Origin of the sequence: Streptomyces sp. JW3, from assembly GCF_052216785.1 — a bacterium.
In the GTDB taxonomy this organism is placed as follows: domain Bacteria; phylum Actinomycetota; class Actinomycetes; order Streptomycetales; family Streptomycetaceae; genus Streptomyces.
Genome location: NZ_JBQOUX010000054.1, coordinates 25410 through 50329 on the forward strand (window position 1 = coordinate 25410; position 24920 = coordinate 50329).

A 24920-nucleotide genomic window follows, 5' to 3' on the forward strand; every position below is an offset into this window, starting at 1 on the left:
CCTCCCTCCCTCGTAGAAAGGCACGCACCGTGGGACAGCCCACCCCTGCCCGCCCCGCCGCCGACTGGTGGCGCTCCGGTGTCATCTACCAGGTATACGTCCGCAGCTTCGCGGACGGCGACGGCGACGGCACCGGCGACCTCGCCGGCGTCCGGGCGAAACTGCCCTACCTCGCCGAACTCGGCGTGGACGCCCTGTGGTTCACCCCCTGGTACCTCTCCCCGATGAAGGACGGCGGCTACGACGTCGCCGACTACCGGGCCATCGACCCGTCCTTCGGCACCCTCGCGGAGGCGGAGAAACTGATCGCCGAGGCCCGTGAGCTGGGCATCCGCACGATCGTCGACGTCGTGCCCAACCACGTCTCCGACCAGCACCCCTGGTTCCGGGCGGCACTGCACGGCGGCCCCGAGCGCGAGCTGTTCCACTTCCGTCCCGGCCGGGGCGAGCACGGTGAACTGCCGCCCAACGACTGGCGGTCGGAGTTCGGCGGCCCGGCCTGGACCCGGCTGCCCGATGGCGACTGGTACCTCCACCTCTTCGCACCCGAGCAGCCCGACCTCAACTGGGCGCACCCCGCCGTCCGCCAGGAACACGAGGAGATCCTGCGGTTCTGGTTCGAGCGCGGGGTGGCCGGCGTCCGCATCGACTCCGCCGCGCTGCTGGTCAAGGACCCCCAGCTGCCGGACTTCACCGAGGGCCGCGATCCGCACCCGTACGTCGACCGCGACGAACTCCACGACGTGTACCGCTCCTGGCGGGCGGTCGCCGACGAGTACGGCGGGGTGTTCGTCGGGGAGGTGTGGCTGCCGGACACCGAGCGGTTCGCCCGCTATCTGCGCCCCGACGAACTGCACACCGCCTTCAACTTCTCCTTCATGACCTGCCCCTGGGACGCGGCGCGGCTGCGGGCCTCCATCGACACGACCCTTGCCGAGCACGCGCCCATCGGGGCGCCTGCCACCTGGGTGCTGTGCAATCACGACGTCACCCGTACCGTCACCCGGTACGGGCGGGCCGAGGACACCGGGTTCGACTTCGCGGCGAAGGTGTTCGGCACGCCGACCGACCTCGCTCTCGGGACCCGGCGGGCGCGGGCGGCGGCCCTGTTGTCGATGGCGCTGCCCGGGGCGGTCTACGTGTACCAGGGGGAGGAACTCGGGCTGCCCGAGGCCGACATCCCGCTCGACCGGATCGAGGACCCCATGCACGCCCGGTCCGGGGGTGTGGATCCGGGGCGGGACGGGTGCCGGGTGCCGTTGCCGTGGGTGGAGGATGAGCCGTATGCCGGGTTCGGCGGCGAACCCTGGTTGCCGCAGCCGGCGGGGTGGTCGGCGTATGCGGCGGATCGGCAGGCCGGTGACCCAGGATCCATGCTCGCCCTGTATCGCGAGGCGATTCGGCTGCGGGGGGTTTTCGGAGACGGGGCGTTGACGTGGCTGCCCGTGGGGGATGGTGTGCTCGCCTTCAGCCGGGGCGGGGCGAGCGTTGTGGTGAATCTTTCCGATGCGGCTGTTGACCTTCCCCCGCACACCGAAGTGCTGCTTGGCAGTGGGCCGCTCGGCTCGGACGGGCGGTTGCCCGTGGATGTGGCCGTGTGGCTGCGCCGCTCATAAGTCCGCGGGTCCGTTGTGGCTGGTCGCGCCCACGCGGCGGAGCCGCACATCGACACAGTCCCGCGCCCCTGACGGGGGCGCTTTCCCTGACCCCCACTTGAAAGGGAACCGCACATGCACCTCACCAGATCCATCCACCTCGCCACCGTCGTCGCTCTCGCCGCCGGCACCCTCGTCACCCTGTCCACCGGCATCGCCCAGGCCGCCGCCGGTGCCACCCTCCCCTTCACCTCCGTCGAGGCCGAGGCCGCCACCTCCACCGGCACCAAGATCGGGCCGGACTACACCCAGGGCACCCTCGCCTCCGAGGCGTCCGGGCGGCAGGCCGTACGCCTCACCGCCGGGCAGCGGGTCGAGTTCATCGTGCCCCGGGCCGCCAACGCCGTGAACGTCGCCTACAGCGTCCCCGACGGTCAGTCGGGCTCGCTGAACGTCTACGTGAACGGGCAGAAGCTCGCCAAGACGCTCTCCGTCACCTCCAAGTACTCCTACGTCGACACCCCGTGGATCGCCGGCGCCAAGACCCATCACCTCTACGACAACGCCCGCCTCCAGCTCGGCCAGGACCTCCAGGCCGGTGACAAGGTCGCCTTCGAGGCGGCGAACACACAGGTCACCGTGGACGTGGCCGACTTCGAGCAGGTCGCCGCGGCGGCCACGAAACCCGCCGGTGCCGTCTCCGTCACCGACAAGGGCGCCGACCCCACCGGCCAGGGCGACGCCACCCAGGCGTTCCGCGACGCCATCGCCGCCGCGCAGGGCGGCACGGTGTGGATACCGCCGGGGGAGTACCGGATCACCTCCTCCCTCAGCGGCGTACAGAACGTCACCATTCAGGGCGCCGGGGCCTGGCACTCGGTGGTGCGCGGTTCCCGGTTCATCGACCAGCAGAGCAGCTCCGGCGACGTCCACCTCAAGGACTTCGCGGTCATCGGCGAGGTCACCGAACGGGTCGACTCCGCCCCGGACAACTTCGTCAACGGCGCGCTCGGGCCGAACAGTTCGGTGTCCGGGATGTGGCTCCAGCACCTCAAGGTGGGCCTGTGGCTCACCGGCACCAACGACAACCTCGTCGTCGAGAACAACCGGGTCCTCGACACCACCGCCGACGGCCTCAACCTCAACGGCAACGCCCGAGGCGTCAAGGTCAGGAACAACTTCCTGCGCAACCAGGGCGACGACGCGCTCGCCATGTGGTCACTGAACCAGCCGGACGTCGGCAGCAGCTTCACCCACAACACCATCAGCCAGCCCAACCTGGCCAACGGCATCGCGATCTACGGCGGCACCGACATCACCGTCTCGGACAACCTGGTCTCCGACACCAACGCGCTCGGCAGCGGCATCGCGATCTCCAACCAGAAGTTCCTCGACCCCTTCCACCCGCTGTCCGGCACCATCACCGTCGACGGCAACACCCTGGTGCGCACCGGCGCCATGAACCCCAACTGGAGCCACCCGATGGGCGCCCTGCGCGTCGACTCCTACGACAGTGCCATCGAGGCCCAGGTGCGGATCACCGGCACGACCGTCACCGACAGTCCGTACAGCGCCTTCGAGTTCGTCTCCGGCAGCGGGCGCGGGTTCGCGGCCAAGAACATCACCGTCGACGGGGCGACCGTGAACAAGGCCGGTACGGTCGCCGTGCAGGCCGAGACCCCGGGCGCCGCCACCTTCCGGAACGTCACGGCCACCGGCGTCGGCTCCGCGGGGGTCTACAACTGCCCCTACCCGGCCGGCTCGGGCACCTTCACCCTCACCGACGGCGGCGGCAACTCCGGCCTCGACACCACCTGGGCGGACTGCTCCACCTGGCCCCAGCCCGGCCAGGGCAACCCCGACCCCGACCCGGCCCGCAACCTCGCCGCCGGGCGCCCCGCCACCGCCACCGGCTCGCAGGACGTCTACACGCCCGGCAAGGCGGTCGACGGCGACCCGAACACCTACTGGGAGTCGGCGAACAACGCCTTCCCGCAGTCCCTCACCGTCGACCTCGGCTCCCGGCAGGCGGTACGCCGGCTGGTGCTGAAGCTGCCGCCGGCCGCGGCGTGGGGCGCCCGCACCCAGACCCTGTCCGTGCAGGGCAGCACCGACGGTTCGACGTACAGCACGCTCGTCGCCGCCCAGGGGTACCGCTTCGACCCGGCCACCGGCAACACCGTCACCGTGCCGGTGAACGGCGACGTCCGGTACGTACGGCTGCACGTCACCGGAAACACCGGCTGGCCGGCTGCCCAGTTCAGTGAGGTGGAGGCGTATCTTTCGTGACCTCCGGGTGAGTCACCCCGCGCTTCGCCGCCTGGATCTGCTCGTACACATGGGTCCGCAGTTCGGTGAAGCGCGGGGCGGCGCGGGTGTGCACCTGGTCGCGGTCCGGCGGCAGGTCGACCTTCAGCTGTTCCCGCACGACGGTGGGCGAGGCGGACAGGACGACGACCCGCTCGCCCAGATACACCGCCTCGTCGATGTCGTGGGTGACGAACAGGACGGTGATGCCGCGCTCCCGCCACAGCCGCCGCACCAGGTCCTCCAGGTCGGCCCGGGTCTGCGCGTCCACCGCCGCGAACGGCTCGTCCATCAGCAGCACCTCCGGCTCGTAGGCCAGCGCCCGCGCGATGGCGACCCGCTGCTGCATCCCGCCGGACAACTGCCACGGGTAGGCGCCGGCCGCGTCCGCGAGGTCGACGGAGACGAGCGCGTCGGCGACCAGTTCGCGCCGCCGGGACTTGGGCATGTCCTTCTGTTTCAGCGGGAGTTCGACGTTCTCGCCGACCCGCAGCCACGGGAAGAGGCTGCGCCCGTACTCCTGGAACACGAACGCCATCCCGGGCGGCGGACCGTGCACCGCGCGCCCCGCCAGTGTCACCTCGCCGCCCGTCGGGGTGAGCAGTCCGCCCACGCACTTCAGCAGCGTCGTCTTGCCGCACCCGGAGGGCCCGACCAGACACACCAGTTCACCGGCCTCGACGGTGAACGTCAGGTCGCGCACCGCCTCGATCCGGCGCCCGGATCCCTCGTACACCTTGCGCAGGCCGCGTACGTCGAGCATGGACCGCCCTTTCAGGAGCTTGGCTCAGGACCGCCGGGAGGCGGCGCGCGAACCGTGGTACCAGCCGAGCACCCGCCGCTCGACCAGCTGGAAGAGGACCGAGAGCACGAAACCGAGCAGACCGAGCAGCAGGATGCCGGTCCACATGTCGGGGATCGCGAACGAACGCTGGAACTGCACGACGGTGAACCCGAGCCCGTTGCTCGCCGCGAACATCTCGCTGATCACCATCAGGATGATGCCGATCGACAGGGCCTGCCGCAGCCCCGCGAAGATCTGCGGACTCGCCGACGGCAGCACGACGGTACGCAGCCGCGCGAACCCCGTCACCCCGTACGAACGGGCCGTCTCCTTCATCACCTGGTCGACCGCGCGCACCCCCTCGACCGTGTTGAGCAGGATCGGCCACACCGAACCGGCGGCGATGACGACGATCTTCATGGTGTCGCCGATCCCCGCGAACAGCATGATCACCGGCACCAGTACCGGCGGCGGCACCGCCCGCAGGAACTCCAGGACCGGTTCGCACACCGCCCGCACCCGCCGGTAGGAGCCGATCAGCGTGCCCAGCGCCACCCCGGCCACCGCCGCCAGCGCGTAACCGCCCGCCAGCCGGTACAGGCTCGGCCACACGTCGCCGCGCCACCGCTCGCCCGTCCACACGTCCGGGAACGCGGTGACGATGGTGCGCAGCGGCGGCCAGTACACGTCCCGGCTGCCGTCGGACGCCACCCACCACACGGCGACCAGCACCGCGGGCAGGGCCAGCGTGAACAGCAGCCGCAGTGCCACGTTCCTCACACCATCACCTCCCCGCGTACCGACTGGTGCCAGGCCAGCGCCCGGCGCTCCACCGACCGGGCCCCCACGTTGATCAGCAGCCCCAGCAGACCGGCGACCACGATCAGCGCGTACATCTCCGGCACCGCCTGCGAGGTCTGCGCGACCGCGATCCGCGCCCCCAACCCCGGTGCGCCGATGACCAGTTCGGCGGTGATGGCGAGGATCAGCGCGACGGCCGCCGCCAGCCGCACCCCGGTCATCACATACGGCAGCGCGGTCGGCCACAGCACGTGCCGCACCCGCGCCCACGCGCCCAGACCGTACGACCGGGCCGTCTCCTCCGCCACCGGGTCGACGTCCTGGACGCCGTACAGCGTCTGGATCAGCACCTGCCAGAAGGCGGCGTAGACGACCAGGAGGAGCACCGAGCGCAGTTCGGTGCCGTACAGCAGGACGGCCAGCGGGATCAGCGCCACGGACGGGATCGGGCGCAGGAACTCGACGGTGGAGGCGGTGGCCTCGCGCAGATACGGCACCACGGAGAGCAGCACCCCGATGACGATTCCGGCGCCGACCGCGATCGCCAGGCCCAGTGCCCAGCCGGTCAGCGTGTCGCCGAGCGCCGACCAGAAGGCGCCGTCACCGGCCTCGGTGACCAGCGCGTCGACGATGTCGCTGGTCGGCGGGAAGTACTGCTCCTTGACCAGACCGAGCCGCGGCACCGCCTCGCCCAGCGCGAGGAAGGCCGCGAGCCCGGCCGCGCCCAGCGCGGCGTTCGCACCCTTCACGGCAGCAGCGCGTCCAGGTCGGGGTCCTGCTTGAACAGGCCGTCCTGCTCGCCCAGCTTCGCCAGTGCCTCGATGGAGGAGCGGTTCGGCTCGGCCGGCCACTTCGGCAGGGTCACCTTGGCCAGCACCTCGGCGGGGATCTTGGTGTACGTGGTGACGATCTCGCGCACCTCGTCGGGGTGGCTGTCCGCGTAGGCGAGGGACTCGGCGGTGGCCTGCTGGAACTTCTTCACCACCTCCGGGTTCTGCTGCGCGTACTGGGTGGAGGTGAAGTACATGGCGACGGTGAGGTCCGGGGCGATGTCCACCATCGAGGAGGCGATCTCCCGGCCGCCCTGGTTCTTGATGGTGGCCAGTGCCGGTTCCACCACCATCGCCGCGTCGATCTGCCCGCCGTCCAGCGCGGCCGGCATCTGGTCGAAGGCCAGCTCGACGAAGTTCACCTTGTCCGGGTCGCCACCCGCCTTGCTGACCGAGGCCCGCACCGCGGTCTCGTTGATGTTCTTCAGGGTGTTGATGGCGACCTTCTTGCCCTCCAGCTCCTTCGCCGACTTGATCGGGCTGTCGCCCTTGACGGTGATCGCGCCGAAGTCCTCGCCCTCCTCGCCGGTCGAGGCGATGCCGTTGGCGACCGCCTTCACCGGCACGCTGTTGGACTGGGCGATCATGAGGGAGGTCATGTTGGAGAAGCCGAACTGGAACTGACCGCTGGTCACCCCCGGCACCACCGCCGCACCGCCCTGCGCGAGGGTCAGGGACAGCTTGAGCCCGTGCTTCGCGTAGAAGCCCTTCTTCTGGCCCAGGTAGAGCGGGGCGACATCGACGATGGGGATGAGGCCCACCTTGACGGAGGTGGTGGAGCCGGAGGAGTCGGGGCCGTCCGACCCCCCGGAGTCGGACGAGCCGCAGGCCGACGCGACGAACAGGACGGATACGGCCGTGAGGCCGACGAGCAGACGACGCATGACTCCCCCTGTGAGAGTTTGTGCGCGAACAGCGCGAACGTGCTGACCGGGAACGTAGGGCCCAGGGGAAGTCATGGTCAATGCCCGTGCAGTCACGAGGTGTTGACAGTGTTGTTGACAGTGCGTGTTCGGGGGTTCGGTTCGGGGGTGGGGTTCGGTTCGGGGGCTCGGTCAAAGATCCAGTACGAGCCGCTTCCCGTGGCACCGGGAGACACAGACGAGCATCGTCTCCCCGGCCGCCCGCTCCGCCTCGGTGAGCACCGAGTCCCGGTGGTCGGGCATGCCCTCCAGCACCTCCGTCTCACAGGTGCCGCAGGTGCCCTCCGCGCACGAGTACAGCACCTCGACGCCGGCCGCGCGCACGGCGTCCAGCACGGAGACGTCCGGCGGGACCGCGACGGTACGGCCACTGCGGGCGAGTACGACCTCGAACTCTCCGTTCGCGACCGCGAGTTGCTCCTTGGGATGGAAGCGTTCCGTCCGCAGGATCCGCGGTGGGCACCGCCCCTCGACCGCGTCCAGCAGCGGGCCGGGACCGCAGCAGTAGACGAGCGTGCCGTCCGGTACGCCGTCCAGTACCGGGGCGAGGTCGAGCAGCCCGGTCTCGTCCTCGGGGGCGAGGGTGACCCGGTCGCCGTAGCGGGCCAGTTCGCCGGTGAACGCCATGGCGGCGCGGGTGCGGCCGCCGTAGAGCAGCGTCCAGTCGGCGCCCGCCCGGTCGGCGGCGGCCAGCATCGGCAGCAGCGGGGTGATGCCGATGCCGCCGGCGACGAACCGGTAGCGCGCGGCGGGCTCCAGCGGGAAGTGGTTGCGCGGCCCGCGCACCCGCACCGTGCCGCCCCGCCGCAGGTGCTCGTGCACATATGCCGAGCCGCCGCGCCCCGCCGTCTCGCGCAGCACGGCGATCCGCCACACCGCCCGGTCGGCCGGGTCGCCGCACAGCGAGTACTGCCGTTCCAGCCCCGGGCCGAGCACGACGTCGAGGTGCGCGCCCGGCTGCCAGCCGGGCAGCGGTTCGCCGAGCGGATGGCGCAGGGTGAGCGCCAGCACCCCGTCGGCCACCAACTCGACAGAAGTCACGAGGAGTTCACCGTCGAAGGTCATGCTTCGGTCTCCTGTGCTGCTTCGTGGCCGCGCGGGTGGGCCAGCATCCACTTCCACATCGCGACCGGGTCCTCGGCGCTGTGCTCGGCACCGCAGTGACAGGTGCCGTGCAGCACGTCGGTGCCGGGCAGCCAGTCGACGCGGTAGACCTCACCCGTCCTCATGAGACCCGCTCCGTCGGCTTGTCGCCCTCCTCGGCCAGCCGGGCCAGGATGCGGCGGGCGGCGAGGCCGCCGGTGTCGATGTTGATGCTCAGCTCCTGGTACCCGGCGCGCTCGGCGCTCAGCGCGCGCTGGAGCAGGGTGAGCGCGTCGACGTCCTGCATGACGACGGTGTGGTTGTTGGCGCGCAGATACTCGGTGACCTCGGGGTCGTCCGTCGCCCAGTCCCGGGAGACCGCCCAGAAGTCGTAGACCTCGCCGTCGCCGGACGGGGTGATTGCGTACGTGATCTCGGTGTGGAAGGCGTGCGGATCGCTGCCGTCGGCCTCGGGCACCACACCGGTCGGCGCGACCCGGCTGTGCAGCAGGTACAGACAGGGCGCGTGGTACTCGATGTCCTGCCAGCGGTCGATCCGCCCCTGGACGCCGGTGGACCGGGCGTAGAACGGCGGGCACTCGGCGTCGTCCATGTGCCGGCTGACCCGGACGAGGCCGGCGCCCTCGTCGACCTCCGTGGTGATGGGGGTCTCGGCGACCTCGGGGGTGCCGATGTAACCGCCGTGCAGATACGTCTCGTGGGACAGGTCGAGGAGGTTGTCGACCAGCAGCCCGTAGTCGCAGTGGATCGGCTCCATGCCGCGCACCGTGACCCAGCCGGGGGCGGCCAGGTGCCGGGCACGGGGGACGGTGTCCGGGTCGGCGAGCGCGGGGTCGCCGATCCACACCCACACCAGTGAGTCCCGCTCGGCCACCGGGTAGGAGGCGACCCGGGCGGTGCGCGGCACCCGTTTCTGCCCCGGCACGTACACACAGGTGCCGGTGGTGTCGTAGGTGAACCCGTGGTAGCCGCACACGATCCGGTCGCCGTCCAGGCGGGTGGGGGCCTCGGAGAGCGGATAGCGGCGGTGCACACAGCGGTCGTGCAGGGCGACCGGGGTGCCGTCCTCCTCGGCGCGGTAGAGCACGAGCGACTCCCCGAGCACGGTCCGGCCGAGCAACTCGCGCCCGACCTCGTGCGCGTAGGCGGCGACGTACCACTGGTTCCGGGCGAAGGCGGTGGTGTGCGGCATGGCGGAGTCCCGTCGTCATCGACGCTGTGTCGGGACCACCCTGCTGACGGTGACACCGCGCGGCAATACGACTTCTGCCTGACGGAAACCTACGTGTCCCTCACCCCCTTGGTGTTCCCGCCCGCTGTGAAGGCCCGCCGCCAGGCCGCGGGCCATGGCCGGCCGCGGTCCGCGCCGGCCGGGACGTGCGCCACCGTGCAGCGGCCGGACGCGGCCAGCCGGCGCGGGTGCTCCGCGGTCTCCTCGCCCCACACCTCGAACCGCAGGGTCATGGACGAGGTGCCGACGTGTTCGATCTCGACCGCCGTGGTGGTGCGCTGGCCGAACCAGAGCCGGGAGCCGTAGTCGACCTCGTACCGCACCCGGGGCGCGACCTGGAAGTACTCCGTGATCCCCAGGCCCCGCACCAGCTCGGCCTCCGCCGCCTCGACGAAACGCACCACCGAGGTGTTGTGGTGGTGCCCGGCCGCGTCGGTGTCCATCCATTCCACCCGGGCGCGGCTGACGGCACGGACGGCGCCGCCCGTGCCGCCGCCCTCAGACAACGGGGGCCGGTGCACGGGTCGGCGTCCAGCGCCGGTGGACGTGCTGCGCGTCCGGGGCCGCCCGCAGCAGCGCGAGCCGGGGTCGCACGGCGTCGGTCCGGGCCGCCGGAGGCTTGCGGCGGCCCGCCCGGAACTGGACCGGCCAGTCCGCGCCCGGCCCCCGGTAGCCCTGTTCGGCCGCCGCGTGCAGGGTCCAGTGCGGGTCGTAGAGGTGGGTGCGGCCCACGGCGCACAGGTCCGCGCGGCCGGCCAGCAGCAGCGAGTTGACGTCGTCGTAGGACGAGATGGCGCCCACCGCGATGACCGCCGTACCGCTCGCGGCGGCCACCTCGTGCCGGATCCGGTCGGCGAACGGGGCCTGGTAGGAACGGCCGTACGCCGGGCGCTCAGCCTTGGCGACCTGCCCCGAGGAGACGTCGATGGCGTCCGCGCCGTGGGCGATGAAGGCGCGGGCCAGTTCGACCGCGTCGTGTTCGGTGGTGCCGTGCGGCAGCCAGTCGGTCGCGGAGAGGCGTACGCCCATCGGCCGCTCCGCGGGCCAGACGGCGCGCACGGCGTCGAACACCTCCAACGGGAAGCGCAGCCGGTTCGCCATGCTGCCGCCGTACTCGTCGGTGCGGTGGTTGGCCGCGGGGGAGAGGAACGACGACAGCAGATAGCCGTGTGCGCAGTGCAGTTCGAGGAGGTCGAAGCCGGCTTCGGCGCCGCGCCGGGCCGCGGCCACGAAGTCCGCGACGACCTGTTCCAGGTCCGCGCGGTCCATCTCCCTGGGCACCGCCGAGCCGGGGCCGTAGGGCACCGCGGAGGGGCCGATCACCTCCCAGTTGCCCGCGGGCAGCGGCTCGTCGATGCCCTCCCACATCGGCCGGGTCGATCCCTTGCGGCCCGAGTGGCCGAGCTGGAGGCCGATCCGGGCGGTGCTGTGCTCGTGCACGAAGGCGACCACCCGGGCCCAGGCGTCCCGTTGCCCGTCCGTCCACAGTCCGGCGCAGCCGGGGGTGATACGGGCCTTCGGGGAGACCGTGACCATCTCCGTCATCACCAGGCCCGCGCCGCCCAGGGCCCGGGAGCCCAGGTGGGTGAGGTGGAAGTCGCCGGGCACCCCGTCGACCGCGGAGTACATGTCCATCGGGGACACGACGACCCGGTTCTTCAGCTCCAGCGCGCCGACCCGGAACGGCTGGAACATCGCGGGCAGCACGGTCGGCCGGCCCTGCGACCGGGCGAACGCCGCGTCCACCCGGTCGGCGAACTCAGGGTCCCGGACCCGGAGGTTGTCGTAGGTGATGCGGCGCGAGCGGGTCAGCAGGTTGAAGCAGAACTGGACCGGCTCCTGCCCGGTGTAGCGGCCGATGTTCTCGAACCACTCCAGGGACGCCTGCGCGGCCCGCTGGGTCGACTCCACCACCGGCCGGCGCTCGGTCTCGTACGCTGCCAGCGCCGCGTCGGCAGTGGGGTGTTCGTGCAGACAGGCGGCGAGGGCGAGGGCGTCCTCCATCGCCAGTTTGGTGCCGGAACCGATGGAGAAGTGGGCGGTGTGCGCGGCGTCACCGAGCAGCACCAGGTTGCCGTCGTGCCAGCGCTCGTTGCGTACGGTGGTGAAGTCGAGCCACTTGGAGTTGTTGGCCAGCAGCCGGTGCCCGGCGAGTTCCTCGGCGAACAGCTCCCCGATCCGCTCGACGGCCCGCTCGTCGGAGACGCCCGGCGGCAGGGCGGCGCCCTCGGCGGTGTCGAAGCCGGCCCGGCGCCAGACGTCCTCGTGCATCTCGACGATGAAGGTCGAGCCGTCGGCGGAGTAGGGGTAGCCGTGGACCTGCATCACCCCCCACGGCGTCTGCTTGACGTGGAACTGGAACGCCTCGAAGACCAGGTCCGAGCCGAGCCACATGTACTTGCTGTGCCGCCGGTCCAGTCCGGGCCCGAAGACGCCGGCGTGGGCGGCGCGCACCGCGGAGTTGGCGCCGTCCGCGCCGATCACCAGGTCGTGGGAGGCGCGCAGCAGGCCGGTGTCCGGGGCGGTGGTGCGGAAGCGCAGGGTGACGCCCAGGTCGCGGCAGCGGTGCTGGAGCAGTGTGAGCAGGTCCCGGCGGCTCATCGCGGCGAAGCCCTGGCCGCCCACGGTGTGGGTCTCGCCGCGGAAGTGGATGTCGATGTCCGTCCAGCGGGCGAACCGCCGGGCCATGGCCGCGGCGATGACGGTGTCGGCGTTCTCGATGCCGCCGAGGGTCTCGTCGGAGAAGACCACGCCGAAGCCGAAGGTGTCGTCGGGGGCGTTGCGCTCCCAGACGGTGATGTCGTGGGCGGGGTCGAGCTGTTTCATCAGGGCGGCGAAGTAGAGCCCTCCCGGGCCACCGCCGATGATCGCGATCTTCAAGGGGGTTCCTCTCACTGCTCGACGACGACCGGGGCGACCGGGGCGGCTGGGGCGACCGGGGCGACCGGGGCGGCCGGAGCGGCTTCGGCGGCCTCGGCGGTCGGTTCGGCGTCGATGATCTTGCGGAGTTCGAAGCGCTGGAGCTTGCCGCTGCTGTTGCGCGGCAGTGCCGTCACGAAGCGCACCTCGCGCGGGTACTTGTACGGCGCCAGCACCCGCTTGACGTGGTCCTGGATCTCCCTGGCCGTCGCGGCGTCACCGGACAGCCCGGCGCGCAGGACGACGAACGCGCAGACCAAGGAGCCGCGCTGGGGATCGGGCCGCCCGACGACCGCCGACTCCAGCACATCGGGATGGAGGTCGATGGCCGCCTCCACCTCGGGGCCGCCGATGTTGTACCCGGAGGAGACGATCATGTTGTCGCCGCGCGCGTGGTAGTGGAAGTAGCCGTCCGCGTCGCGGTGGAAGATGTCACCGGTGACGTTCCAGCCGTTCAGGACGTAGTCCCGCTGCCGCTCGTCGTCGAGGTAGCGGCAGCCCATCGGGCCGATGACGCCCAGCATCCCGGGCTCGCCCGGCGGCAGCGGCGAGCCGTCCGGGCCGAGTACGGCGGCGCGGTAGCCCGGCACCGGCCGGCCGGTGGCGCCGGGCCGGATGTCGTCCCCGGCGGCCGAGACGAAGATGTGCAGCAGTTCCGTGGCACCGATGCCGTCGATGACGCGCAGGCCCACCCGGTCCCGCAGCTGTTCCCAGGTGGTGCGGGGTATGTGCTCACCGGCGGAGACCGCGACGCGCAGTCCGGCGAGCCGGTCCTCCTGGTGCTCGCGCAGGATCGCCCGGTAGGCGGTGGGAGCGGTGGCCAGCACCGTCACCCCGTGCCGCTGGACCAGGCCGGCGAGTTGCGGCGGGGTGGCGGACTCGGTGAGGAGGGCGCAGGCACCGGCGCGCAGCGGGAAGACGACGAGCATGCCCAGCCCGAAGGTGAAGGCGAACGGGGCGGTACAGGCGACCAGGTCGTCCGGTCGCAGCTTCAGCAGATGGCGGCCGAAGGTGTTGTCGATGGAGAGCACATCGCGGTGGAAGTGCATGGTGATCTTCGGGACGCCGGTGCTGCCGGAGGTCGGTCCGAGCAGGGCGACGTCGTCGGCGGCGGTGTCGACGGCGGTGAACTCGCCCGACTTCGCCGCGGCGCGGGCCACCAGGTCCTCGGGGCCCGGTCCGCCGTACGCGACGATCCGCAGGGCGGGCAGCACACTGTCGCGCACGGCCGCGATGTCGTCGGTGAAGCGGTGGTCCACCAGGGCGACGGAGGGCCGGGTGCGCTCCGCGACCGGTGCGATCTCGCGGGCCCGCAGCGCGGCCATCGTGGTCACCACGACCCCGCCGGCCTTCAGCACGCCGAGCCACGCGGCCACCGTCCAGGGGGTGTTGGGGGAGCGCAGCAGCACCCGTTCGCCGGGCACCAGGCCGAGGTCCTCGGTCAGCACCTGCGCGACCTGGTTGGCGCGGGTGCGCAGTTCGCCGTAGGTCCACACCTCGCCCTCGGGGGTGCGCAGCGCGAGCCGGCCGGCGCCGAAGGCGGCCAGGGGTTTGTCGATGAGTTCGGTGGCGGCGTTCAGCCGGTCCGGGTAGCGCAGTTCCGGGGTGCTGAACTCGATTGTCGGCCACAGCGCGGCGGGCGGCAGATGGTCGCGGGTGAAGGTGTCCACATGGGCCGAGGACGTGGGAGACAGCGGGAGAGCCAACGGAAGAATCCTTCCGGGAGCCGCCGATCGGGTCGGCGGTCAGGCGGGGCGGATCATGCCCTCCTGGACGGCGGTGGCCAGGTGACGGTGGTCGCGCGTGAAGAAGCGGCCCGTGCCCAGGCCGCGGCCGGCGTCGCCGGCCACCGCTTCCTGGACGTAGAGAAGCCAGTCGTCCACCGGTCCCGGCCGGTGGAACCACATGGCGTGGTCGAGGCTGGCGGTGACCAGCCCGGGGCGCGTCCAGGGCAGGCCCAGGACGCGGAGGACGGGTTCGAGGATCGTGTAGTCGCAGACGTAGGCCAGGGCGGCGCGGTCCCGCTGCTCGGCGGTGAGTCCCGGCACGGGGCGCAGCGCGTCGAACGGCCTGATCCACACCGCCTGGTGGGGCTGCCGGGCCCCGTCGACGGTGAGGTACACCGGGCCGGGCACGTGCCGCAGGTCGAAGCCGCGGCCGCCGGACCAGTAGGCCCGGACCGGGTCGGGTACGGTACCGCCCGGCCGGGCGGCGAGGTACTCCGCCGCGCTGGGCAGTTCCTCGGGGCCGGGCACCTCGTCGGTCAGCGGGGCGTGGTACGAGCCACCCGCCGCGCCGGCGGCGAAGCCGGCCAGGCAGACGTAGAGCACCTTGCCGTTCTGGTAGCCGCGCACCTGGCGGGTGCTGTACCCGCGTCCGTCGCGCAGCACCTCCACCTCGTAGCGGATCTCGGCGCCGATCTCGGCCGGACGCAGGAAGTAACTGTGCAGCGAGTGCGGTGACTTGCCGTCGGTGACCGACCGGGTCGCGGCCGCCGCCGCCTGGGCGACCAGGTCCCCGCCGTAGGCCTTGGGCCAGGGACAGGGCTGGGTGACGGCGGTGAAGGCGAGGTCGAAGTGAAGGGGTGAGGTGGGCTTCAGGGTGATCGCGTCGGTGAAGACGGCCGAGGTGGGCGGGGCGGGAGGGTGCTGGCTCATGTGCGGTTCAGCCAGTCGGGCAGCGCGCCGTCCGCCACGTCCGGCAGGTTGACCACGATGTTCTCCGGGGTGCGGGCGGTCATCCACACCAGGGGCCGGCTGCGGGAGAGGTTGCACTCGACGTGCGGCATGAACGGCGGTACGAACACCCAGTCGCCCTCCGCCATGTCGAGGTAGTCCGCGAACTTCTCGCCGAAGTAGATGCGGGCCCGGCCCGACAGCACGTACCCGCCGGTCTCGGCCTCGCCGTGGTGATGGCTGACCGAGCGGTAACCGGGCTCGTTGCTGACCTTGCCGTACCACAGCCGGGTGGCCGGGGTGTGCCGGGCGCTGACCCCGGAGACGCGGACCGCGCCGCCGGAGTCGGCGGTGCCGGTGTCCTCCGCGCCGGCGCGGGTGACGACGGGGGCGACGATCCCGTCGGGCAGCCGGTACATCGAGTTGTCGCCGTGCAGCCGGTACTTGCTGAGGTCGGGCTCCATCTTTCGGCTCCGTTCCACGGTGCGTGACGGCGGGGATGCCTGGTGGCTGAAGGGGGCGTGTCCGAGGACGCGCGGTGCAGGGGGTGCGGACGGCGACTGTGCCGTTCCCGCCGAGGGTCGTGGGCCGCGTGGGCCGCGCTCGTCGGCGTGCGGTCGGCGGAAGCCGGACCCTGTTGTGTCTCGTATTCTTCACGATCGTCATTTATTGTCAATGCCTCCGGTGAAGTACCGGAGCCCGCGCCCCTCGTTGTGGAGGCCCCATGAAGCCCGTCGCAGTGAACCCGGCCGCCCTGCCCGCCCCGCGCGGCTACTCGCACGGCACCCTGATCGGCAACACGCTGCATCTGGGGGGACAGACAGCGCTCGACGCCGACATGAAGATCGTTCCGGGCGGTATCGTCGAACAGTTCCGGCAGGCGTTCGGCAACGTGCTCACCACGCTGCGCGCGGCCGGCGGTGAACCGGAAGACCTGGTCAGCATCACCCTCTACCTCACCGACATCCCCGGTTACCAGGCACGGGGCCGGGAGATCGGCGAGGTCTGGCGCGAGCTGGCGGGGCCGGTCTACCCGGCCATGGCCGGCATCGGCTGCACGGCGCTCTGGCAGCCCGAGGCGATGATCGAGATCCTCGGCGTGGCGGTGCTCCCGGACCACCGGCTGACCGGGCCGGGCCCGCTCCCGCGCCGGGGCGGGGCCACCGCCTGACCGCCGTCCCGCCCGGTCCCGCCCGGTCCCGCCCCGGTCGCCGGCCAGGGGGCGGGAGCGGGGCGGCGGTGGTGGCGGTGGTCGCGAACCGCCGGGTGCCACCGGGGCCGGGTCCGTCATACTGACCTGCGTGAATGAGCCGCAGGGAACCCGATCCAGCACCGCCCGTCGCTCGCGTACCGTGCTGGTGACCTTCTTCGGATCGGTGGTCCGCAAGATGGGCGGCTGGATGCCGATAGCCGGCTCCGTCGAACTGCTCACGCTGTGCGGCCTCGACGCCTCCAGCGTGCGTACGGCGGTGTCCCGGCTCAAGCAGCGCGGCTGGCTCGCCGCCGAGACCAGGGCCGGCGTCCGCGGCTACCGCCTCACACCGACGGCCCTGGAGGCGCTCGCCGCCGGGGACGAGGTGATCTGGCACGCCCGGCAGCCGGCCGACCTGGCCGACGGCTGGTGCGTGGTCAACTTCTCGGTGCCGGAGTCCGCCCGTGCCAAGCGTCATCAACTCCGCTCCCATCTCAACGCGTTGGGTTTCGGCAACATCGGCTCGGCGGTGTGGATCGCGCCCGCGCGCATGCTTGCGGCGGCCCGGCGGGCCATCGAGGAACTCGGCCTCACCGACAGCTGCGCGGTCTTCGTCGGCGAGTACGTGGCGGGGCCGCGCCTGCGCGAACTCGTCCGCACCGGGTGGGACCTCGGCGAGATCGACCGCCAGTACCGCGAGTTCCTCGACGGCTACGGCGCGGAGGCGGACCGGCTCGCGGAGCGCGCCGTCATCGCGGGCGCGGACGCCTTCGTCGGCTATCTCGCCGTGGTGGACCACTGGCGCAAGCTGCCGTTCCGTGATCCCGGGCTGCCGTCCGAGGTGCTGACCGACGACTGGAGCGGCCCCGCCGCCGTCCGGGTCTTCGAGCGCATGGTCGCGACTCTGGAGGGACGGGCGCTGGCGTACGCCGCGCGGCACTGGCCGTCCGGCGAGAGCGACGGCTGACGCGGCGCGGCGCGGCCGGGCCCGGCCGTCAGCGGGTGAAGCGGACCGTGTTGCGCAGCGTTCCCACACCGGTGATCCCGGTCTCGACCACATCCCCGTCGGCGAGGAACCGCTGCGGCGCGCGGGCCACCCCGACCCCGCCGGGCGTGCCGGTGAGTACCAGATCACCGGGGCGCAGCACGGTGAACGCCGAGATGTAGGACAGGAGTTCGGCCGGGTCGAAGACGAGCGTGCGGGTGTTGCCGCGCTGCACCTCCTCGCCGTTGACCCGGCACACCACCGCCAGGCCTGCCGACGGGTCCAGCTCGTCGGGGGTGACGACGACGGGGCCGGTCGGGGTGGAGCGGTCCCACGCCTTGCCCTGGAACCACTGGGTGGTCCGGTACTGCCAGTCGCGTACCGAGATGTCGTTGGCGACGGTGTACCCGGCGATCGCCGCCCGCGCGGTGGGCCGGTCGGCGCGGCGCAGGACCGCTCCGACCACCACGGCGAGTTCGGCCTCCCAGTCGACCTGGAGCCCGCCGGGCAGCACGAGGTCCGACTCCGGACCGGTCAGGGTGTCGGCGTACTTGGCGAAGAGGGTGGGATGGGCCGGCCGCGCGCGGCCGGTCTCCCGGATGTGGTCGCCGTAGTTGAGCCCGCAGCAGACCACCTTGCCGGGATGCGGCAGCGGCAAGGTGGGCGAACCGTCCGTCACCGGCTCCCCCGGGTGGGCGGCGGCCCGCGCGAGGGTGGTCGTGCCCAGCAGTTCGGACAGGTCGGCGGCGGGCAGCCGGTGCCAGGTGTCCGCGATGCGGACCGCGGCGGTGGTGCCGTCCGGTCCGGTGAGAGTGGCGAAGCGCATGGGCGTGCTGCCTCCATCGTGTGTCCCGTTAATTTCACGGGCGTCACAGCTAGATCAAGTAGAGGTGTGGCGAGTGCTGGATGCCGGGCGGGACGACCGGGTCACACGTCGGTCAGGCGGAGTCCCGCGTGCGCCTGGTAGCGGCGGTTGACGGAGATCAGGTTGGCGACCAGCGACTCGACCTGGTGGGCGCCTCGCAGCCGCCCGGCATAGACGCCCCGCATGCCGGTGATGCGGCCGACCAGCGCCTGGACGGTCTCCACGTCGGCGCGGACCTCGCCGAGCACCATCACATCGGTGTCGATCGCCTCTATGCCGGGGTCTTTCAGGAGTACCGCGGACAGGTGGTGGAAGGCGGCGGTGACCCGGCTGTCGGGGAGCAGCGCGGCGGCCTGTTCGGCGGCGCTGCCCTCCTCGGGCCGGAGCGCGTAGGCGCCCTTCTTGTCGAAGCCGAGCGGGTTGACGCAGTCCACCACGAGTTTCCCGGACAGCTCCGCGCGCAGGGCGGTGAGGGTGTCGCCGTGTCCCTCCCAGGGCACGGCGACGATCACCACGTCACTGCGGCGGGCGGTCTCGGCGTTGTCGGCGCCCTCGACGCCGAGGCCGATCTCCTCGGCGGCGGCGAGGGCGCGCTCGGCGGCCCGGGAACCGACGATCACTTTCTGGCCGGCCCGGGCGAGGCGGTAGGCCAGGCCCATGCCCTGCGGCCCGGTCCCGCCGATCACGCCGACGACCAGGCCGGATACGTCGGGGAGGGCCCAAGGGTCCTTGGCGGCGGGCGTACCGGCGGGCGTGCCGGGGTGCTGGGGGAGATGAGGGGAAGTCATGGCGCGACCGTACGTACCGCTCGTTAAAGTTGAGTTTCACATCCGTGTCGGCCGTCAAAGAAGCGATACCTTGAGCCTCGCACCAAGCAGACGGAGGTCGTACCGGTGAACATCAAGAACGGTGAACGCCCCCTTGAGGACGGCATCGACACGGACTTCAGCGGGGCTCTCGACTACGGCGGCTATCTGGACCTGGACCGGATCCTCGGCGCCCAGCACCCGCTCAGCACACCGGCCCACCACGACGAGATGCTGTTCATCATCCAGCACCAGACGACGGAACTCTGGCTCAAGCTGATCCTGCACGAACTGCTGTCGGCCCGGTCCCTGCTGGACTCGGACCGGCTGGCCCTCGCGCTCAAGCGCCTGGCCCGGGTCAAGAAGGTGCTGCGCACCATGACCGAGCAGTGGCGGGTGCTGGCCACCCTGACCCCCAGCGAGTACGCCGGGTTCCGGGACTCCCTCGCCTCGTCGTCCGGGTTCCAGTCGTACCAGTACCGGGCGGTGGAGTTCCTGCTGGGCAACAAGAACGAACGCATGCTGGCCGTCTTCGAGTCCCGGCCCGAGGTGCACCGGACCCTCAGCACGCTGCTCGACGAACCCACCCTGTACGACGCCTTCCTGCGGCTGCTGGCCCGCCGGGGCCACGCCGTTCCCGAGTCGGTCCTCGGCCGCGACGTGCGCCGCGCCTGGGTCGAGGTGGACGAACTGGTGCCGGTCTTCCGGGAGGTGTACGAGGACACCGAGGCCGCCTGGGACGTCTACCAGGCGTGCGAGGACCTGGTCGACCTGGAGGACGCCTTCCAGGCCTGGCGGTTCTGGCACCTGCGCACCGTCCAGCGCACCATCGGCCTCAAACGCGGCACCGGTGGGTCGAGCGGCGTGGGATTCCTCCGCCAGGCCCTCGACCTGACCTTCTTCCCCGAACTGCTCAGCGTCCGCACCGCGATCGGCAGTTGATCCCCGGCTCCCGGCGAACCGGCCCCGCCCCGTTCACCGACCGGGCGGCAGTCGCCGTCCCCACCCACCCCACCCACCCCGGAGGTCGACTCCCTTGATCACCGACAGCACCGCACCCGACGCGTCCGCCGCCGAGGCGTTGCTCGGCCAGGCGGCCCGGCTGGACGCGGAGGATCCGCTCGCCCCGCTGCGCGAGCGCTTCGTGGACCCGGGCGAGGACCTGGTCGCCTACTTCGACGGCAACTCCCTGGGCCGGCCCCTGACCGTCACCCGGGAACGGCTGGCCCGGTTCGTCGACGAGACCTGGGGCGCGCGGCTGATCCGCGCCTGGGACGAGAGCTGGATGGACTCGCCCACCGACGTGGGCGACCTGATCGGCCGGGTCGTGCTGGGCGCCGCCCCCGGCCGCACCGTGGTGGCCGACTCGACGACCGTCCTGCTGTACAAGCTGTGCCGGGCGGCGGTACGGGCCCGGCCCGGACGCGGTGAGATCGTCCTGGACCGGGAGAACTTCCCGACCGACCGGTTCGTCGCCGAGGGCGTGGCCGAGGAGTGCGGGCTGCGGCTGCGCTGGATCACCCCCGATCCCGAGGCGGGCGTGACACCGGAGCAGGTGGCCCGGGAGGTCGGCGCCGACACCGCGCTGCTGCTGCTCAGCCACGTCGCCTACCGGTCCGGCCACCTGGCCGACCTGCCCGCGATCACTACGCTCGCCCACGACGCCGGCGCCCTGGTGCTGTGGGACCTGTGCCACTCGGCCGGAGCGGTACCGCTGCGCCTGGACGCCTGGAACGTCGACCTCGCGGTGGGCTGCACCTACAAGTACCTCAACGGCGGCCCCGGTTCACCCGCCTTCGGCTACGTCGCCGAGGAACTCCAGGCCGAACTGCGCCAGCCCGTGCAGGGCTGGATGGGGGCCGCCGACCCGTTCGCGATGGCGGACACCTACCGGCCCGCGGCGGGCATCCGCCGGGTGATCAGCGGCACCCCGCCGGTGGTGGGCATGCTGCCGATGCGCGACATGCTGCACCTGATCGACGAGGCGGGCATGGACGCGGTGCGCCGCAAGTCGGTCGCGCTGACGCAGTACGCCCTCGCCCTGGCCGACCACCTTCTGGTGCCGCTCGGCGTGCGGATCGCCACCCCCCGCGACCCGGACCGGCGCGGCAGCCACGTCAGCCTCGACCACCCGGCGTTCAAGGAGGTCACCGCGGACCTGTGGGAGCGGGGCGTGATCCCCGACTTCCGGCCGCCGCGCGCCCTGCGCATCGGACTGTCACCGCTGAGCACCGGCTTCACCGAAGTGGCCCGCGGACTGGCCGAGATACACCGGGCGCTGCTGCGGGCGGAGGCGGCGTGAGCGTCATCCTGGACGACATGGACGCACGTCCCGGGAGCGCCACCTCGCTGCTGCGGACCGTAGTGGGCACCTACCTGCGCGGCATGGGCGGCTGGATCGCCGTCTCCCACCTGGTGGAACTGATGGACACCGTCGGCGTGTCGGCGCCCCGCACCCGCACCGCGCTCAGCCGTGTGAAGGCCAAGGGACTGCTGGTGGCCGAGGTCCGGGACGGCGTGCCCGGCTACCGGCTGCTGCCCGAGGCCGTGCCCATGCTGGTACGCGGCGACCGCCGGATCTACACCCCCCGGTGGATGGCCGAGGGCGACCGCTGGTGCCTGATCTCCTACTCGGTGCCCGAGGAGAACCGCAGCCTGCGCCATCAACTGCGGCGCAGGCTCTACTGGATCGGCTGCGGCTCGGTGTCACCCGCGCTGTGGGTGTGCCCCGAGTACCTGGCCGACGAGGTGCGGGAGATCCTCGACGACCTCGGCCTGAGCCGCAGCGCCACCCTCTTCCTCGCCGACGAGGTGCGCGGCCCCGGAACCCTGGCGGAGCGGGTCGCCACCTGGTGGGACCTGGACGCGATCGGCGACCTGCACGAGGCGTTCCTGTCCGCGCACGGCGAGCAGATCCGCGCGCTGGGCGACGAACCCGAACCCGAACGGGCCTTCGCCACCTGGATCACCAGCCTGGACACCTGGCGGATCATCCCCTACCTCGACCCCGGCCTGCCCGCCGCGCTGCTGCCCGAGGACTGGCCGGGCAAGGAGAGCATCCCGCTCTTCCGCACCCTCCAGCGGACCGTCCTCACCCACGCCACCGCCCATGTCCGCGCGGTGACCGGACGGGACCGGCCGCGCACCGGTTCCGCCGACCAGGCACAGGAGAAGCCATGACCCCCTTGATCCCCACGGCGGCCGACACCCGGGTGGTCCGCGCGGCCTTCGCCGGTTTCCCCTCCGGAGTCGTCGCGCTGTCGGCCCGCCTGACGGACGGCCCGTCGGTGCTGATCGCCTCCTCGTTCACCGTGGGCGTCTCCCTGGACCCGCCGCTGGTGTCGTTCGCGGTGCGCGACGGATCACGCACCTGGCCCGCGCTGCGCACCGCCGGGCGGATCGGTGTCTCGGTGCTGGGCGCCGACCAGGGCGCCCTGTGCCGGCGGCTGGCCTCACCCGACCACACCACCCGCTTCGCCGACGAGCCGGTGGACGTCACCGCGGAGGGCGCCGTCTTCTTCCCCGGGGCGCCGGTCTGGCTGGACTGCTCGGTGTACGAGGAGGTCCCGGCCGGCGACCACCGGGTGGTACTGCTGGAGGTGCACCGCCTGTGGCACGACAGCGCCGCCGAGCCGCTGGTGTTCCACGGCTCCGCCTTCCGCAGGCTGGCGTCGTGACCCCCCAGACCCCCCAGACCCCCCAGACCCCCCAGACCCCCCAGACCCCCCAGACCCCCCAGACCACCCCCGGACCCGCCCGCCACCTCCTGCTGCTGGACGGCCGGCAGTTTCGGCGCCGCCCCGGCCACTGGCAGGGCCTGCTCGCCGAACAACTGGCCGGCGAGGGCTGGACCGTCGAGTACCTCACCCTGCCCGCACCGGACGCGCCGCGCCGGGCGGCCTGGACGGCGGCGGTCCGGCGCGAACTGCGGCGGACCCCGGGATGTGTCGTCGCCGCCCACGGACTGGCCGCCCTGCTCTGGCTGCGGCTCGCCGAGGAACCGGCCGGCCCCGCGCTGCCGCCGGCGGCCCGCGTGCTGCTGGTCGCGCCGCCCGCGCCGGACCGCGCCGCCGGCGACCTGGCCGGCCCGCTGACCGCCGACGCCGCCGCGGTACGGGCGCTGTCCGAGGTGCCGCCGCTGCTGGTCCACGCGGCCGACGACCCCTGGGCGCCGACCGGGGCCGACCGGCTCTACGCCCGGCCGCTCGGCCTGCCGGTGATCACCCTCGACCGGGGCGGCCACCTCAACGAGGCCGACGGATACGGCCCCTGGCCCCAGGCCACGACCTGGGCCCGCACCGGCACCTGGCGCACGAACCCGGCCCCGCTGGTGCCGGACCCCCCACCCGCAGCCGGGCCCGGCGCACCGGACCCCGCCGCCCCGCCGGTGCGGGTGAACGGCCCCGGTCCGCTCCTGGAGGCGATCGGTGCCGCACACCGGCCCACGGGACGCCGGTGCGGCATCCTGCTGGGGACGCCCGTCGACCCGGTCACCGAGGCCGGTGTGGTCCAGCTCCTGATCCGGCACGGCCAGCTGCCCGCGCGGTGGCTGGCCCGGCCCCGCCCGCGCCCCGGCGAGAGCGGGCCGCGCCCCGCCGACCTGGCCGACTTCATCCGCCGCTACGGCCACGAGTACACCGTCGCCGTCGTGGCCGAACCGCCGAGCGGCGCCGAGCGCGACGCGCTGCGCGCCGCCGCGCACGCCGAAGGCTGCGCCCTGCTGCTGACTCCTGCTGCTGACCCCTGCTACTGACCTAACGGTTTCATGACGGCCATCAAGTAAGTGATACATGCGTGAAATCACTACGTCACCCGTGGCACATCCCGCTCCATCAATGTCGTAGCACCCTGAGAACGGACCATGCCATGACTGACTTCCGCACCCGTGGCTCCCGGGCCGGGCGCGCCACCGTCGCCCTCACCGCCCTGCTGGCCGCCGGCACCCTGGTGACCGGCTGTTCCTCCGCCTCCGACACCGCGAGCGCCGCCGACAGCTCACCGAAGGCGGAGTACGACAAGACCCTCAACGCGCTGCTGCCCGCCTCGATACGCAAGGCCGGCACCGTCAAGCTGGGCGCGCTTTGGGAGACGCCCCCGCTGATCAGCGTGACCACCTCGGACACCAGCACACCGGTGGGTGTCGCCCCCGACATCGCCGCGGCCGTCGGAGACATCCTCGGTGTCTCCGTCACCTGGAAGAACATGCAGTGGCCCGCCCAGCTCCCGGGCGTCCAGTCCGGCGCCGTGGACGCGCTGTGGGGCCAGGTCACCGACACCGAGGAACGCGAGAAGTCGGTGGTCGACCTGGTGCCCTTCTACAAGTCGACCGAGTCGCTGCTCCTGCTGGACAAGGACAAGGACGGCATCTCGGCCCTGGCCGACCTGTGCGGCAAGAAGGTCGGTGTGCCGGTCGGCTCGGTGCAGACCGCCGCCGTCAAGGCCGCCAGCGAGAAGTCCTGCGGCTCCGACCCGATCGAACTCGCCGAGTACCCGGGAGCGACGGCCGCGATCAGCGCGGTCAAGGCCGGCACCGTGTTCGCCTGGCTGGACGACACCACCAGCCAGGACAAGGCGGTCGCGGCCGGTTCCGGCACCTTCGGCGAAGTACTCGTACCGGAGGACGAACTGCCGGCCAGCTACAACGCCATCGCCGTCGGCAAGAACCAGGCGGGTCTGGCCAAGGCGTTCGCGGGAGCCCTCAAGAAGCTCATCGCGAACGGCGACTACAAGAAGATCATGACGACGAACGACGTGCCGAGTGCCCAGGTCACCTCCGCCGAGGTCGAGATCAACCCCATGACCGGCACCGCTGCCGGCACCAAGGCCGGCTGACCCCGCCCGCACCCCTCCGCCCCGTCCGCCGCCCGCCCGGCCCGGCCGCGCCCGACGAGGCGACCGCGACC

The 24920-nt window shown here is 72.2% G+C and carries 24 protein-coding genes; 10 read left to right on the forward strand and 14 right to left on the reverse strand.

Features of this window, described 5'->3' with window-relative positions; genetic code table 11:
* Positions 1 to 29 precede the first annotated feature (29 nt).
* The gene (locus tag ACTT8P_RS21945; protein ID WP_442833401.1) at positions 30 to 1616 is read left to right on the forward strand and encodes a glycoside hydrolase family 13 protein; all 1587 of its coding nucleotides are present in this window, start codon (positions 30 to 32) and stop codon (positions 1614 to 1616) included.
* A 114-nt stretch (positions 1617 to 1730) separates the two neighbouring features.
* Positions 1731 to 3884, forward strand: a complete 2154-nt coding sequence (locus ACTT8P_RS21950) for a discoidin domain-containing protein (protein ID WP_442833402.1) — start codon at positions 1731 to 1733, stop codon at positions 3882 to 3884.
* Here ACTT8P_RS21950 and ACTT8P_RS21955 read toward each other — a convergent pair.
* From ACTT8P_RS21955 to ACTT8P_RS22010, 12 genes are all read right to left on the reverse strand, one after another.
* Complete coding sequence (locus ACTT8P_RS21955) at positions 3856 to 4665, reverse strand: ABC transporter ATP-binding protein (RefSeq protein WP_442833403.1); 810 nt, start codon at positions 4663 to 4665, stop codon at positions 3856 to 3858. The genes ACTT8P_RS21950 and ACTT8P_RS21955 overlap by 29 nt on opposite strands.
* 24 nt (positions 4666 to 4689) lie before the next feature.
* Positions 4690 to 5466, reverse strand: a complete 777-nt coding sequence (locus tag ACTT8P_RS21960) for an ABC transporter permease (protein WP_442833404.1) — start codon at positions 5464 to 5466, stop codon at positions 4690 to 4692.
* A complete protein-coding gene (locus ACTT8P_RS21965) occupies positions 5463 to 6236 on the reverse strand; it encodes an ABC transporter permease (RefSeq protein WP_442833405.1) in 774 nt (257 codons plus the stop codon). The genes ACTT8P_RS21960 and ACTT8P_RS21965 overlap by 4 nt, the downstream gene beginning before the upstream one ends.
* Positions 6233 to 7201, reverse strand: a complete 969-nt coding sequence (locus ACTT8P_RS21970) for an ABC transporter substrate-binding protein (RefSeq protein ID WP_442833406.1) — start codon at positions 7199 to 7201, stop codon at positions 6233 to 6235. The genes ACTT8P_RS21965 and ACTT8P_RS21970 overlap by 4 nt, the downstream gene beginning before the upstream one ends.
* Before the next feature lie 171 nt (positions 7202 to 7372).
* Positions 7373 to 8305: a PDR/VanB family oxidoreductase gene (locus tag ACTT8P_RS21975; protein WP_442833407.1), complete on the reverse strand. Its 933-nt coding sequence runs from the start codon at positions 8303 to 8305 to the stop codon at positions 7373 to 7375.
* A complete protein-coding gene (locus tag ACTT8P_RS21980) occupies positions 8302 to 8469 on the reverse strand; it encodes a hypothetical protein (protein WP_442833408.1) in 168 nt (55 codons plus the stop codon). The genes ACTT8P_RS21975 and ACTT8P_RS21980 overlap by 4 nt, the downstream gene beginning before the upstream one ends.
* Positions 8466 to 9536, reverse strand: coding sequence for a Rieske 2Fe-2S domain-containing protein (locus tag ACTT8P_RS21985; RefSeq protein WP_442833409.1), 1071 nt, complete (start codon positions 9534 to 9536; stop codon positions 8466 to 8468). Before ACTT8P_RS21985 ends, ACTT8P_RS21980 begins: the two co-directional genes overlap by 4 nt.
* Positions 9537 to 9625: 89 nt before the next feature.
* Positions 9626 to 10018 (reverse strand): acyl-CoA thioesterase, encoded by a 393-nt coding sequence (locus ACTT8P_RS21990; RefSeq protein WP_442833410.1) that lies wholly within the window; start codon positions 10016 to 10018, stop codon positions 9626 to 9628.
* 55 nt (positions 10019 to 10073) lie between these two features.
* On the reverse strand, positions 10074 to 12455 hold the full coding sequence (locus ACTT8P_RS21995; RefSeq protein WP_442833411.1) for a bifunctional salicylyl-CoA 5-hydroxylase/oxidoreductase: 2382 nt from the start codon (positions 12453 to 12455) through the stop codon (positions 10074 to 10076).
* An 11-nt stretch (positions 12456 to 12466) separates the two neighbouring features.
* Positions 12467 to 14200, reverse strand: coding sequence for an AMP-binding protein (locus ACTT8P_RS22000; RefSeq protein WP_442833412.1), 1734 nt, complete (start codon positions 14198 to 14200; stop codon positions 12467 to 12469).
* 39 nt (positions 14201 to 14239) lie between these two features.
* Positions 14240 to 15151, reverse strand: coding sequence for an acyl-CoA thioesterase (locus tag ACTT8P_RS22005; RefSeq protein ID WP_442833413.1), 912 nt, complete (start codon positions 15149 to 15151; stop codon positions 14240 to 14242).
* Entirely contained in the window at positions 15148 to 15633 is a 486-nt protein-coding gene (locus ACTT8P_RS22010; protein WP_442833414.1) for a cupin domain-containing protein, read from the reverse strand. Before ACTT8P_RS22010 ends, ACTT8P_RS22005 begins: the two co-directional genes overlap by 4 nt.
* Before the next feature lie 260 nt (positions 15634 to 15893).
* On the opposite strand from ACTT8P_RS22010, the gene ACTT8P_RS22015 reads away from it, so the two are divergent.
* Positions 15894 to 16340 carry a RidA family protein gene (locus ACTT8P_RS22015; RefSeq protein WP_442833415.1) on the forward strand — a complete coding sequence of 149 codons (447 nt, stop codon included), beginning with the start codon at positions 15894 to 15896 and terminating at the stop codon, positions 16338 to 16340.
* 130 nt (positions 16341 to 16470) lie between these two features.
* On the forward strand, positions 16471 to 17328 hold the full coding sequence (locus ACTT8P_RS22020) for a PaaX family transcriptional regulator (protein ID WP_442833416.1): 858 nt from the start codon (positions 16471 to 16473) through the stop codon (positions 17326 to 17328).
* 28 nt (positions 17329 to 17356) lie between these two features.
* On the opposite strand, the gene ACTT8P_RS22025 is transcribed toward ACTT8P_RS22020, so the two are convergent.
* Both ACTT8P_RS22025 and npdG read right to left on the reverse strand, forming a co-directional pair.
* Entirely contained in the window at positions 17357 to 18172 is an 816-nt protein-coding gene (locus tag ACTT8P_RS22025; RefSeq protein WP_442833417.1) for a fumarylacetoacetate hydrolase family protein, read from the reverse strand.
* A gap of 101 nt (positions 18173 to 18273) precedes the next feature.
* Complete coding sequence (gene npdG / locus ACTT8P_RS22030) at positions 18274 to 18999, reverse strand: NADPH-dependent F420 reductase (protein ID WP_442833418.1); 726 nt, start codon at positions 18997 to 18999, stop codon at positions 18274 to 18276.
* Between the two features lie 105 nt (positions 19000 to 19104).
* Between npdG and ACTT8P_RS22035 the strand changes: the two genes are divergently transcribed.
* From ACTT8P_RS22035 to ACTT8P_RS22060, 6 genes are all read left to right on the forward strand, one after another.
* Positions 19105 to 19959 carry a tryptophan 2,3-dioxygenase gene (locus ACTT8P_RS22035; protein WP_442833419.1) on the forward strand — a complete coding sequence of 285 codons (855 nt, stop codon included), beginning with the start codon at positions 19105 to 19107 and terminating at the stop codon, positions 19957 to 19959.
* A 94-nt stretch (positions 19960 to 20053) separates the two neighbouring features.
* Positions 20054 to 21319, forward strand: a complete 1266-nt coding sequence (kynU, locus tag ACTT8P_RS22040) for a kynureninase (RefSeq protein WP_442833420.1) — start codon at positions 20054 to 20056, stop codon at positions 21317 to 21319.
* The gene (locus ACTT8P_RS22045) at positions 21316 to 22197 is read left to right on the forward strand and encodes a PaaX family transcriptional regulator (protein ID WP_442833421.1); all 882 of its coding nucleotides are present in this window, start codon (positions 21316 to 21318) and stop codon (positions 22195 to 22197) included. Before kynU ends, ACTT8P_RS22045 begins: the two co-directional genes overlap by 4 nt.
* Positions 22194 to 22694 carry a flavin reductase family protein gene (locus ACTT8P_RS22050; protein WP_442833422.1) on the forward strand — a complete coding sequence of 167 codons (501 nt, stop codon included), beginning with the start codon at positions 22194 to 22196 and terminating at the stop codon, positions 22692 to 22694. Before ACTT8P_RS22045 ends, ACTT8P_RS22050 begins: the two co-directional genes overlap by 4 nt.
* Positions 22691 to 23770: an RBBP9/YdeN family alpha/beta hydrolase gene (locus ACTT8P_RS22055; protein WP_442833423.1), complete on the forward strand. Its 1080-nt coding sequence runs from the start codon at positions 22691 to 22693 to the stop codon at positions 23768 to 23770. Before ACTT8P_RS22050 ends, ACTT8P_RS22055 begins: the two co-directional genes overlap by 4 nt.
* A 113-nt stretch (positions 23771 to 23883) precedes the next feature.
* The gene (locus tag ACTT8P_RS22060) at positions 23884 to 24849 is read left to right on the forward strand and encodes a transporter substrate-binding domain-containing protein (RefSeq protein WP_442833424.1); all 966 of its coding nucleotides are present in this window, start codon (positions 23884 to 23886) and stop codon (positions 24847 to 24849) included.
* The last annotated feature ends 71 nt before the right edge of the window (positions 24850 to 24920 follow it).